The organism is Streptococcus sp. oral taxon 058 str. F0407 (assembly GCF_000235485.1).
Taxonomy (GTDB): Bacteria; Bacillota; Bacilli; order Lactobacillales; family Streptococcaceae; genus Streptococcus.
On record NZ_JH378887.1, the window covers coordinates 206344 to 219760 of the forward strand.

The 13417-nt window shown below is 39.7% G+C and carries 10 protein-coding genes and 1 pseudogene; all 11 read left to right on the forward strand.

All coding sequences use genetic code 11. The features are described 5' to 3' along the window. Positions 1–143 precede the first annotated feature (143 nt). Positions 144–3206: a type I restriction endonuclease gene (locus HMPREF9184_RS02570; RefSeq protein ID WP_001074789.1), complete on the forward strand. Its 3063-nt coding sequence runs from the start codon at positions 144–146 to the stop codon at positions 3204–3206. Further along, positions 3206–4810 carry an HsdM family class I SAM-dependent methyltransferase gene (locus HMPREF9184_RS02575; RefSeq protein WP_001006414.1) on the forward strand — a complete coding sequence of 535 codons (1605 nt, stop codon included), beginning with the start codon at positions 3206–3208 and terminating at the stop codon, positions 4808–4810. Before HMPREF9184_RS02570 ends, HMPREF9184_RS02575 begins: the two co-directional genes overlap by 1 nt. Beyond that, positions 4803–6020, forward strand: a complete 1218-nt coding sequence (locus HMPREF9184_RS02580; protein WP_000005892.1) for a restriction endonuclease subunit S — start codon at positions 4803–4805, stop codon at positions 6018–6020. The genes HMPREF9184_RS02575 and HMPREF9184_RS02580 overlap by 8 nt, the downstream gene beginning before the upstream one ends. Before the next feature lie 120 nt (positions 6021–6140). Next, a complete protein-coding gene (locus HMPREF9184_RS02585; protein WP_000239840.1) occupies positions 6141–7508 on the forward strand; it encodes an AAA family ATPase in 1368 nt (455 codons plus the stop codon). Between the two features lie 61 nt (positions 7509–7569). Further along, entirely contained in the window at positions 7570–8271 is a 702-nt protein-coding gene (locus tag HMPREF9184_RS02590; protein ID WP_156790125.1) for a hypothetical protein, read from the forward strand. 74 nt (positions 8272–8345) lie between these two features. Beyond that, positions 8346–8615, forward strand: a pseudogene (locus HMPREF9184_RS02595) (HigA family addiction module antitoxin); the annotation flags it as partial. Between the two features lie 22 nt (positions 8616–8637). Continuing rightward, the gene (locus tag HMPREF9184_RS02600; protein WP_033585935.1) at positions 8638–9042 is read left to right on the forward strand and encodes a YbgA family protein; all 405 of its coding nucleotides are present in this window, start codon (positions 8638–8640) and stop codon (positions 9040–9042) included. Beyond that, on the forward strand, positions 9026–9391 hold the full coding sequence (locus tag HMPREF9184_RS02605; protein ID WP_001241803.1) for a TIGR02328 family protein: 366 nt from the start codon (positions 9026–9028) through the stop codon (positions 9389–9391). Before HMPREF9184_RS02600 ends, HMPREF9184_RS02605 begins: the two co-directional genes overlap by 17 nt. Positions 9392–9575: 184 nt before the next feature. Beyond that, entirely contained in the window at positions 9576–9869 is a 294-nt protein-coding gene (locus HMPREF9184_RS02610; RefSeq protein WP_000797736.1) for a helix-turn-helix domain-containing protein, read from the forward strand. A gap of 259 nt (positions 9870–10128) precedes the next feature. After that, a complete protein-coding gene (gene metE, locus HMPREF9184_RS02615) occupies positions 10129–12378 on the forward strand; it encodes a 5-methyltetrahydropteroyltriglutamate--homocysteine S-methyltransferase (protein WP_000108184.1) in 2250 nt (749 codons plus the stop codon). 63 nt (positions 12379–12441) lie between these two features. Next, entirely contained in the window at positions 12442–13308 is an 867-nt protein-coding gene (metF, locus tag HMPREF9184_RS02620; RefSeq protein ID WP_000089961.1) for a methylenetetrahydrofolate reductase [NAD(P)H], read from the forward strand. The last annotated feature ends 109 nt before the right edge of the window (positions 13309–13417 follow it).

Consider the following 13417-nt stretch of genomic DNA (forward strand, 5'->3'; position numbering starts at 1 on the left):
TTGATAAAAGAAGGGGGAAATGACTGTATTGTGTTAGAGGATAGCTGATAGGTTTTTAACTTTAAATATGTTATACTAAGACTAGTGTATAATTTGAGGACATCATGATATGAAAGCTTTAACAGAATAAGAAAGGTTTTTTGATGGCAAAGAAAAAAGATTTTTCTGAATTAACGAGGGTACAAATTCCAGCAGCTCTACACCTTATGAGACTGGGCTATACCTATCTTCCCCGTAATGGGAAGGAGATTGCAGAACGTGATCCAGATACCAATATCCTCGTATCTGTTTTTAAGGAGCAATTTTTAAAATTTAACAACTACCTGACAGAGGAAGACTTTGAGAGAGAACTGGCCAATATCAAGTTGGAACTAGATCAAAATGACTTGGGACGTTCTTTCTTTAGACGCCTGCAAGGTCAGGAAGATACTGTTTATATTGACTGGGAAAACCCTGAAGCCAATACTTTTCATCTAGCGCTTGAAGTCACTTGTAAAAACGGCCAGGATGAATTCCGTCCTGACATTGTCGTATTTATCAATGGTCTGCCTCTTTCTTATATCGAAGTGAAACAGCCAAATGCGATTCGAGATGGGAAAACAGGAATTCAGTCGGAGCAAGACAGAACTAGACAACGTTTTGAAAATCGCAAGTTCCGCCGTTTTAACAATATCACCCAGTTGATAGCTCTGTCTGATAACTTGCCCTATATCAGTGGACAAGGTCAACAGAAACAGGGCTCTTACTACGGTTCAAATGCCTATTCAAAAACCAAGTTTAATGCTTTCAAGGAAGAAAGAGAAGAAGATTTTCTTCATTCCTTAGCAACCTTAACAGAGGACCAAATCGACTTCGTTTTAGATGACATGAACCACTTTGCCCTCAAGTCCCAGCCAGAATTCAAAACAAACCTAAACCCTGACACACCTTGCAATGCCTTTCTGTCCTCCTTGTATCAGAAAGAACGCCTGCTCTTTATGCTACGTTTTGGACTAGTCTATGTAGAGGAAGAGAGCAAGGAAGGTCAGATGCAACTGCAGAAGCATGTCATGCGCTACCCTCAGTATTTTGCGACACGTGCCATTGAAGAAACAATTGCAAAAGGTGTTAAGAAGGGAGTTATCTGGCATACACAAGGTTCAGGGAAGACAGCCTTGGCTTTCTTCAATATCCGCTATCTGACCAATTATTTCTCAAAACAGGGAATTGTCCCTCAGTTTTACTTTGTCGTGGATCGTTTGGATCTGGCAGACCAAGCCTTTAAAGAATTTACCAAACGAGGGCTCAAGGTTAAGCGTATCAACAGCCCTCAAGAGCTCAATCAAAAACAAGATGGCTATGATGTCGCTGTGGTCAATATCCAGAAGTTCAAGGATAATTCAGACTTGACTGACCGCTCTGGTTATGACCTCAATCGTCAAAATATCTACTTTATCGATGAAGCCCATCGCTCTTATAATGAACGCGGTTCCTACCTACCAAATCTCTATCAGGCAGACACCAATGCAATCAAGATTGCCTTGACTGGAACTCCATTGATCACCTATAAGAAAGATGGCAAGACCAAGGAAAATCATGCGACCACACGTGATATTTTTGGGGACTATATCCACAAATACTACTACAACCAGTCTATCGATGATGGCTTTACCCTACGTTTGATGCGAGAAGATATCGAGACTTCTTATAAAGACAATCTCAGATCCATCAATGAAGAGATCCAACGTGGAGGCTTGTCCAAGGAGGATATCTTTGCTCACACTCGTTATGTAGAACCTATGTTAGACTTTATCATCGAGGACTTTAATCGTGCACGTGATGTAATTTTTGATGATCAGACGATTGGTGGCATGATCGTCTGTGACTCATCAAAGCAGGCGCGTGAGCTTGAAAAGCAATTAGAAAAACGTCGTAAAGCTGGAACAATCAACTTGACATCTGCATTGATTCTCCATGATGAGGGAGATAAGGAAGAAAAGAAAGACAAGGTAGATGCTTACAAAGAAGGCAAAATTGACCTTATCATCGTCTACTCCATGCTCTTGACAGGTTTTGATGCTCCGCGTCTCAAACGTCTCTACCTAGGGCGTAAAATCAAGGCTCATAACCTTTTACAGACTCTAACCCGTGTCAATCGTCCATACAAGGACTATCTATTTGGCTATGTCATCGACTTTGCGGATATTTCGAAAGAGTTTGATAGGACCAATCGTGCCTATCTGGAAGAACTCAATCAAGAGTATGATACGGCCTTGACAGGGGAAAATGGAGAGGATATTTTTGGCTCGCTCTTTGTCCCTGCAGACGAGATTTCTCATGAATTAAGGAAGACTGAGCTAATCTTGCTTGACTATCCGACAGATAATCTGGAATACTTTTCCCAAGCTATCAATGATATCAAGGATAGAAAGCAGTTAATCGATCTACGAAAAGCTTTGGAGTCTATCAAGCAGTATTACAATATTGCTCGTCTCCTTGGTTACCATCACTTGATCGAGCAGATTGACATTGCTCAGGTCGCAATCTTGCTCAATATCCTCTCTAGACGGATGCTGACACTGTCCTTGATTGATAAACCAGCTGACTTTTCTAGTCAAACGCTCTTAAATTTAGCGATGTCTGAGACCAGTTTTAGTTTTGTCAAGATTGCAGAGGAAGAACTTCGCCTAGCAGCTAATGACCTGGAGGATTGGAGACGTCGGGTAGCTGGTAAGATTAAAAAACAGCGTGATGAAAAGGATCCTGAGTGGGTTTCTCTCTACGAAGAATTCCAACGTATCATGCAAAAACATTTTATCTATGGCCAAGAAGGCTATACGATGGAAAATATCAAGGAAACACAAAAAGACTATGAAGAACTTTTTAAGTCAGTGGAGGATTATTATACTCGTATGAGACGATTGACCATGAACTTTAACGGAGATGAAATGGCAGCTCGTTCATACAAGCATGTGACCAACTCGACTGTGGTCAGTGAATTTCCTGCTATTTACCATGTCATCAAAGGTTCTAAGGTTAAATTAGACCATAGAATCGGTCAAAATCAAGGGGTTCTAGATAATGAGGAATACCTAAAGCGAATGATTCGCGAGCAAGCCCGAAAAGAAATGAAGAAAAACCAATCAGCTAGCAATATGGCCAAACAAGATTTTGATAGATTGGTTGAATCGCTATTTGAAGGATATGAAGAGGAATACCAACACTAATGAATGAAACATACAAGGTCCAAGTCCAAGACTTGGTAGATGATTTAAAAGCCGTCTTTACCCATGCAGGACTAGGAGGAGAAGCGGGTGAGTACAAACTTCTCACCCAGTCTTTCCTCTACAAATTTTTAAATGATAAGTTTTTATATCAAGCACAGGTACTAGATGAATCCAATACCTATGAAAATTTACTGACCATGAGTGAGGAAGACTATGACTGGCTCTTAGAGGATATCGGTACCAGCACAGCTTGGCTCAAGCCAGGCCAGTTGATCGAAACGCTTCACCGTCAGCAAAACGAGGCGACTTTCTACGAAACTTTTGAGAACACCCTCAACCAAATCGCCATTGACAATAACGATATTTTCTCTGTTCATACGGACGGAGATACGGCAATTCGTCTCTTTGATGAGCGCCTGATTACTGATACCATCTCAGATAGTAGTAAGCGTAACGAGGTGGCAAAAGCTATCATCAATCTCCTTACGCGCGTGAAGTTCGATGAGACCATCTTTTCACAAGGTTTCGACTTTTTCTCTACACTTTTTGAGTACATGATCAAGGACTACAACAAAGATGGCGGCGGTAAGTACGCCGAGTACTACACACCTCACTCTGTGGCAAAGATTATCGCTGATATCTTGGTGGGAAATGACCAACCATCAAACGTGCGGATCTATGACCCGTCAGCTGGTTCGGGAACCTTGCTCATGAATCTGGCTAGTCGTATCGGTGTGGATAAGACCACTGTCTATAGTCAGGATATCTCGCAAAAATCATCTAATCTCCTCCGTCTCAATCTGATTTTGAATGGACTGCAACACTCCATCCATAATATCGTACAGGGAAATACCATCATCGCCAATCGTCATCCTGAAAAGATGGACTATATCGTGTCTAACCCGCCTTTCAAGCTGGACTTTTCAGAGTGGCGTGACCGAGTGGAAAGCTTGCCAGAAGCCAGTGAGCGTTTCTTTGCTGGAGTGCCAAAAGTTCCAGCCAAGTCTAAGGACAAGATGGCGATTTACGAGCTCTTTGTTCAGCATATCATCTACTCCTTGAAGCCGGATGGTCAAGCAGCTGTTGTCTTGCCAACAGGATTTATCACAGCCCAATCAGGGATTGATAAGGCTATCCGTCAATACTTGGTGGACAATCAAATGCTAGCTGGTGTCGTTTCTATGCCGTCCAATATCTTTGCGACGACAGGTACCAACGTCTCCATCCTCTTTATCGATAAGAAAAATAAGGGCGATGTTGTCCTCATCGATGCCTCAAATCTCGGAACCAAGGTCAAGGAAGGCAAGAACCAAAAGACTGTGTTGTCTCCTGAGGAAGAGCAGAAGATCGTCGAGACCTTTATCAAGAAAGAAGCCATCGAGGACTTTTCTGTCACCGTCTCTTATGAGGACATCAAGGAGAAAAATTACTCTCTCAGTGCTGGTCAATACTTTGACATCAAGATAGACTATGTGGATATCACAGCAGAAGAGTTTGAAGTCAAGATGACCGCCTTTCAAGACAAACTCTCAGACCTCTTCCAGCAATCGCATGCATTGGAGCAGGAGATTGAAGAGCAAATGAAGGGGTTGAAGTATGAGTGAGTGGAAAGAAAAGACAATAGGAGAACTGTCTATTAGGGTTTCGAGTGGTCTAACACCTCTAAAGTCTAATAAAGAGTTTTGGGAAAATCCAATTATTCCTTGGCTAAAAACAGATCAACTAGGTGAAAAGTACATTTTTGATACGAATACAAAAATTTCAAAAGAAGCATTAGAACAAACTAGCTTAAGAATTTATCCTGAGAACACCATATCTATTGCTATGTATGGAGAAGGAAAGACTAGAGGAAATCTTTCAATAATAAAAGCACCGATGACAACAAATCAGGCTTGTTGTAATATAGAACTAGATTCAAAATTGGCAGATGTTGAATATGTTTATTACTATTTAAAAACACAATATGATGCTTTAAGAAAATTATCATCAGGTGTGAGAAAGAATTTAAATTCTAATGACATAAAGAATTACAAAATTTACATACCGGAAAGTGTGAGATTTCAGAGATCAATAGTTAAAATTTTAACATCACTTGATAATAAGATAAGTGTTAACAACCAAATCAACCAAGAGTTGGAAGCCATGGCTAAGACCCTATATGACTACTGGTTTGTGCAGTTTGATTTCCCAGATCAGAATGGTAACCCCTACAAATCATCAGGCGGACAGATGGTTTATCACCCAGAACTCAAACGCGAAATTCCTGAGGGATGGGGAGTGGAGAAGTTGGGGGATATTACAATATGCCATGACTCAAAAAGAGTTCCGTTATCTAGTAATGACAGAGAGCTTGTAAAAGGGGAAATACCGTACTATGGTGCTACTGGCATAATGGATTATGTCAATGATTATATTTTTGACGGAGATTATGTTTTAATGGCTGAAGATGGTTCTGTAATGACTGAGAAAGGAACCCCTATTTTACAACGTATTTCAGGAAAAAATTGGGTAAACAATCATGCTCATGTTCTAGAACCAATTAAGAATCATAGTTGTAAACTTCTTATGATGCTATTGAAGGATGTTTCGGTTATGAAAATTAAAACAGGTTCAATTCAAATGAAAATTAATCAAGAAAATATGAACAAAATTGTAGTCCCAGCAATTCCGTTGGAATTATTATTTGAGATTAATCAAAAATTAGAAGTAATTGATAAACAGCAACTTAATTTAATCGAAGAGAATAAACAACTCACCCAACTTCGTGATTGGCTCTTGCCAATGTTGATGAATGGACAGGTGAAGGTGGAGTAGGGGAATTTCCTTTTTTTAAAAATAAAACAAACTTTTTTAAAAATTATAACAAAAAAAGTCATACAAAATGACTTTTTTTGTTATAATAGATTAAAATGGAAAAATAAGGAGCTGAAATCTATGGTGAAGTTAAAGAGTATTGTTATAGAAAACATAAAAAACGTTCAATATGGAGTGATAGATTTTCAGAATAAATCAGACTTTATCAATGTTACGGGTATTTACGGTCAGAATGGATCTGGGAAAACTGCAGTTGTAGATGTATTTGAAGTATTGGCTGCTTTAATGAGAGGTGGCTCTATTCCACCGCATAAAAAGGGTATCTTTAATGCTATAGACCAAGTGGGTGAAAATAACATTACGCTAGAATTAGAAGTCCCAGAGCGTTATAATATTTGGTATAAAGTAAAGCTTGCTGCAAGTGAGCCAACAGGTAGTCAAGATATAATAGTAATAAAAGAAGAGATTGGCTATAGACCCTTAGAAAGTGGTGCTAGATATCGTTATCTAATGAGATATGAGTATGAGGGAAGTAATTTTGATTCTGTGAAACCTCAACACACAGGGACTTTAAAATCTCAAAGAAGCATTATGGGGAAAGATGCGATTAGTGTGTTAACAAAAACTATTACCGATGACAATCGTTCCTTTCTTTTTTCAAATGAATTACGTTCTTTCATTACTGCATCAGGAAAGCAAGAACTTTCTACTCTTATTGAAATATATGGAGTAATGGATGAATTCTGTCAAAATTTAAGGATATTTAATCAGGAACTATCTAGTATGACAGGCGGTGAAGTCACTCCAGTGACAATCAACTATCATAACCGTGAATCTCATCTTAGCTTTCAAGGAATTATTCCAATGTCTCTTCAAAATGGAGGATTTTCAATACCTGAAGAACTTTATCCAGTATATGATGGGACAATTACTTATTTGAATGAAATTGTACCTATTATTATACCTGACTTGACACTTGAAATGGAAACTGGTGAAACAGAGACCCATTCAGATGGACAAAAATATAAAAAAGTCAACTTCATTTCTAATCGTGCAGGTAAGAGATTTTCTTTAAAACATGAATCAGAAGGTATACGTAAGATTATTAGTATGCTTGGATTCTTGGTAGAGGTCTATAATAAGGAAAATATTATAGCTATTATAGACGAATTGGATGCTGGAGTATTTGAATATCTGCTTGGAGAACTAATTGAAATTTTTTCTGAAAGCGCTAAGGGACAACTCATTTTTACCTCTCATAATTTGCGTGTTTTAGAGAAGCTTCCTTCTTATAAAGTTGTGTTTTCAACAACTTCTCCTACAAATCGTTATATTAGACTTACAGGTATAAAACCAAGTAATAATTTGAGAGATACCTATTTGCGAGCTATTCAGGTTGGAGGTCAGGCAGAAGAACTGTACCAAGGAGTATCTAATACTAAAATCAAACGTGCTTTGAGAAAGGCAGGTATGAAACTTGGTAAATAAAAGTAGAAAGGTTATCCTAATATTCGTAGAGGGTGAATCTGATGAAACTGTAGTAGGTTTTGTGACAGATTCATTAGTAGAACAATTAGATCAGATGCATATTACATTAAAGGTAATGCACGGAGATGTTTTTTCTGACAGGAAATACTCTTCCTCATCGGGTCCCCAAATTGCAAGAGATAAAATTACTGAAACCTTGAATAAAGAAAAATTAAAAGCAAAAGATTTACTTTTTGCTGCTTTTGTCACAGACACTGATGGAATATACATAAATCCAACGTCTCTGGTTGTTGATAGTTCTATTGACCCAAAAGATTCTTTTCAATATGATTTACAAACTCAAAGACTATTATTTCCGACTCGAGAAAAGAAAGATGAGATAATAGAGACAAGACAAAGAAAGTCTAGAAAACTTACTAAGTTGATAAAAGAAGGTGAGTCACTTAAAATTAATAGAACACAAGTTTCTTGTTATGTATTTTATAATTCTGTCAATTTAGAGCATGTTTTATTTGAAAAATTATTACCAGACCATGAAAAGCAGGATGCCGCTGATGATTTCGTTGACCATTATGATGAAAAAGGTGACGAGGGATTGGATGAGATTTTAGCATTTTTTAAAAGTAGATGCCCAGCAGACGATTATGAAGGAAGCTGGGAATTTGTAAAAAAACATGAAATGATGCAAGGATATTCTAATTTGGCCATATTATTTGACAGGATTCAATCCTACAAGGATAAAAAATTGGAGAGTGATTTATAGGACTGATACTCTTGGAGTTATTTCTAGTCAGCAAGAAATCGAAATCCTAAAAATAGAGGAGGTCAACAATCACTATGAGTAATGAAATTGTTGAATGCAAAGACCTGATTGCTTTTCATCCAGGTCAGTATGTTGGAGAGTTGATTGAAGATTATAACCTAACGCACAAAGAATTTTCGGAGCGTTTAGGAATTTCTGAAATGAAGCTCGGTAAATTAGTGAAAGGCGAGGAGTCAATTAGTAATGATCTTGCTCAGAAGTTAGAGAAGCTTACTAATATTTCGATGAAAACTTGGCTCAACCTTCAAAATGCTTATGATATAAAAATGACAGAGTTTCTGGAGTAATCATGGTATAATGCCAATTATGAATAATAACAACCAACGTGCCCTTTGCCAACAACTCTGGGCTAGGAACAAATACCTCGTTTTGAGCCATTCCAGCAATATTTACAATGAGATTCGCCAATATCTCAAGAATGAAGTGGTGGAGGTCAGCCATGTTCAAGAACTGATTGACCGTGCTTGCCAAATTCCTGAGCATAGGGGTCAGGTTTGCAATGCCTTTCAGCATATTTGGGGCTATTTCAAAAAGAAAGCGACAGATGCCGAGCGTAAAGACTATATGCTCTTGCTGGATCGCTACCGCTTTGGTCAGGCTTCTAAGGAAGACTTGATTGCTAAGACTCGAGACTTGCTTGATCGCTATCCAAATACCTACTTGCAACATTCGACTTTACTGAAAGGAGACTCCCATGAGACTTTGGCATGAGGCTTTGATTTCACAACTTCCCCGTCCTCAACTCTTGGGACAGCATCGAGAATGCTGCGCCTTGCGTGGTAATGGCTGGGGCAGAAAGCATGCGACGGTGGACTATGTCTTTACCCACTCGTCTTATCGTCTCTATGCCTATCATCGCTTGATCATGGAGGAGATGGCTGGCCGTGGCTACAATGTCAGTCCAGAATGGCTGGACAAGAACTACCGTGGCAAGACCTGCCCTCCTTTTCAAGACTTAGCAGAGGAGAAGCTAGGCAAGCCCATCTATAGTGAGCATGATGCTGCCTACTATGAGGAGTGTCTGGCTAATCTCCGAGAGAAGGGGATAGAGTTGGAGTAATAGTAAGGATTATCTCTAATTTAGAATTCTTCTCATAATTTTTTCGAACAATAAAGATGAGACCTTTAGAATTTTTCTAAGGTCTTCTTTTTATGGGTATTAAGATTTACTTTTAATAACTTTTAAGTTATAATTTAAAAAAACAAGCGTGAACTGAAGGAAATAAAAGAAAGAGGGGTAAGTGATGAAGAATAGTGCCATTGGAAGTAATTGGAAAGATATCCGATCTGAACTCTTTACCAAGGAGGAAATCCTTGAAAGTGATATGCGAGTGGCTATCATGAGTGAGTTGATAGAAGCTAGACATGAGCAAGGTATCAGTCAGAAAAAACTAGAAGAACTCAGTGGAGTGAGCCAGCCTGTTATAGCTAGGATGGAGACAGGAAAGACCAGTCCTCAGTTGGATACGGTCTTAAAAGTCTTAGCCAGTTTAGGAAAGACACTAGCAGTCGTACCACTTGAACAGGAAAAAAGTTGATTAAACTGACCTATAGTCTTTTCTAATATCAAGTCATAGTCACTTATAAGAATCATCAATAACTCGTTTGAGAATTTCAACTAAAATACAACATAAAACAAGCTATACAAAGGATTTGAGACACTGATCTCAAGTCTTTTTCTTTGGTCTGAAGGATAGATATAGTTTCAAACTATATCAAAGCCTAATTATTTACAATTATACAGACCCTTTCTTTTCTGTTAAGATAGTTTCAACAACAAATTTTGGAGGACACATCATGTCAACTACAATCATCGGTTTCCCTCGTTTGGGTGAATTCCGCGAATTAAAATTTACAACTGAAAAATACTTTAGAAAAGAAATCTCAGAAGAAGAACTCCTTGCTGCAGCGAAAGACTTGCGTGCCAAACACTGGAACATTGTCAAAGAAAAAGGCATCACTGAAATCCCATCAAATGACTTTTCTCACTATGACAACTTCCTCGATGCAGCCTTCCTCTTCAACGTGGTGCCTGCATCCGTTCAAAACTTGGACTTGTCTGACCTTGAGCGCTACTTTGCTTTGGCGCGTGGTTACCAAGGTGAAAAAGGGGATGTTCGTGCCCTTCCAATGAAGAAATGGTTTAACACTAACTATCACTACATCGTTCCTAAATTTGAAAAAGACACTCAAGTCAAATTGGCTGGTCACAAGATTTTTGATGAGTTCCAAGAAGCCAAAGAACTTGGCCTTAACACTCGTCCTGTCCTTGTAGGTCCATTTACTTTCCTTCAATTGTCAGACTTTGAAGAAGGCGTGAAAGCAGAAGACTTCGTAGATAGCTTAGTAGCAGCCTACCAAGAAGTTTTTGCGAAATTAGCTGAACTTGGTGCGACACGTATCCAATTAGACGAAGCTGCTCTTGTAAAAGACTTGACTGCTGAAGAAAAAGCGCTCTTCTTGAACCTTTATAACAAACTCTTGGCTGATAAGAAAGGTCTTGAAGTATTGCTTCAAACTTACTTCGGAGACGTCCGCGACGTTTATACTGATCTAGTAAACTTGCCAGTTGACGCTATCGGACTTGACTTCGTTGAAGGTAAGAAAACTCTTGAACTCGTTAAAGGTGGTTTCCCAGCTGACAAGACTCTCTATGCAGGGATTGTCAATGGTAAAAACATCTGGCGCAATAATTACGAAAAGAGCTTGGCTGTTCTTGAGCAAATCCCAGCTGAAAATATCGTTTTGACAAGCTCATGCTCACTTCTTCATGTGCCATTTACAACTGCTAATGAAGAATTTGAACCAGCTATCTTGAACCACTTTGCATTTGCAGTTGAAAAATTGGATGAAATCCGTGACTTGGATGCTATCCGCAACGGTCAAGGTGAACAAGCTCTTGAAGCAAACAAAGAACTCTTTGCGACTGAACGTGTGGGTGAAAATGCTGAACTTCGTTCTCGTATCGCTGGATTGACAGATGCAGACTACACTCGTTTGCCAGCATTTGCAGAACGTGAAGCGATCCAAGAAGAAGCCTTTAAACTTCCAGCTCTTCCAACAACAACCATCGGTTCATTCCCTCAAACTAAGGAAGTTCGTGCTAAACGTTTGGCTTACCGTAAGGGTGAATTGTCACAAGAAGAATACGACGCTTTCCTTGCTGAAACTATCGACGAATGGATCAAATGGCAAGAAGAAGTTGGATTTGACGTGCTTGTACACGGTGAGTTCGAGCGTAACGACATGGTTGAGTACTTCGGTCAAAACTTGTCAGGTTACCTCTTCTCTAAGAATGGTTGGGTACAATCATACGGTATGCGTGGGGTTAAACCACCAATCATCTGGGGTGATGTCACTCGTCTCAACCCAATCACTGTGAAGTGGTCTAGCTATGCACAAAGCCGTACTGACAAGCCTGTCAAAGGTATGTTGACTGGGCCAGTTACCATCCTTAACTGGTCATTCCCACGTGAAGACATCTCGATCAAGGATTCCACTCTTCAAATCGCTCTTGCTATCAAGGATGAAGTTCTTGACCTTGAAGCTGCAGGCGTGAAAATCATCCAAATCGACGAGGCTGCTCTTCGTGAGAAATTGCCACTCCGTCGCAGCGACTGGTACGAAGACTACCTTGACTGGGCAATTCCAGCCTTCCGCTTGGTACACTCTACAGTAGCGCCAGACACACAAATCCACACTCACATGTGTTACTCAGAATTTACAGATATCATCCCAGCTATTGACAACATGGATGCGGACGTTATTTCCTTTGAAGCGAGCCGTTCAAACCTTGAAATCTTGGACGAACTCAAAGCGAAAAACTTCCAAACAGAAGTGGGACCTGGGGTTTACGATATCCACTCTCCTCGTGTGCCAAATGAAGGCGAAATCGACCACACCATCGAAGCTATCCTTGCTAAAGTACCAAGCAAGAAAGTTTGGATCAACCCTGACTGTGGTTTGAAAACACGTGGTATCCCAGAAACAAAAGAAAGCTTGATCCGCCTTGTAGAAGCTGCAAAAGCTGCACGTGAGAAATTGTAAGATTAGATTTCTCTCCATACAATGGTTGTTCAAAAAGAAATCAACTAGAAAAGGTTATTACATATGTCACGCCAAACACCGTCACTCTCATTTGAAGTGTTCCCTCCAAACCCAGCTGTGGGTAATGATAAAATTATTTCAGCTTTGCAGGATATGCGGGAGCTGACACCGCACTTTATCAGTGTGACTGCCAGCAATAATAAATTCAATATCAAGGAAACAACGGTTCGTTTGGCTGACTTTATCCAGAATGACTTGGCGATTCCAACCATTGCCCACTTGCCAGCTATCTATCTGACCAAGGAAAAGGTTGCAGAGACACTTGCGGACTTGGATAAGGTTGGTGTGCGAAAAATCCTGGCCTTGCGTGGGGATATCATCCCTGATGTGGAGCCACAAAAGGATTTCCGCTACGCAACGGACTTGATCGAGTTCATCAAGGAACAAGCACCGCATTTTGAAATTGTCGGAGCTTGCTATCCAGAGGGGCACCCTGATTCGCCAAACCAGATCTTAGATATCCAAAATCTCAAGAAGAAAGTAGATGCAGGCTGCTCAAGTCTTGTAACGCAACTTTTCTTTGACAATGAGCGTTTCTATGATTTTCAGGACAAGTGTATCTTGGCAGGGATTGATGTTCCCATTCATGCGGGTATCATGCCGATTCTGAACCGTAATCAAGCCCTTCGTCTCTTGAAAACGTGTGAGAATATCCATCTTCCACGCAAATTTAAGGCCATTTTAGACAAGTATGAGCATGACCCTGAGTCGCTCAGAGCAGCAGGACTTGCCTATGCAGTGGATCAAATCGTGGACTTGGTAACTCAGGATGTCGCAGGTGTGCATCTCTACACCATGAACAATGCTGAAACAGCTAAATACATCCACCAAGCAACCCATGCTTTGTTTAATCATCAGTCTTTAGGATAATAAAAAGCAAACCATTCTTCTCAGTTGAGGGGAATGGTTCCTTTTTAAAAGAAAAGCCCGCACTTTTTAAGAAAAATATGATAAAATAGACTCTGTACGTACTTGATAC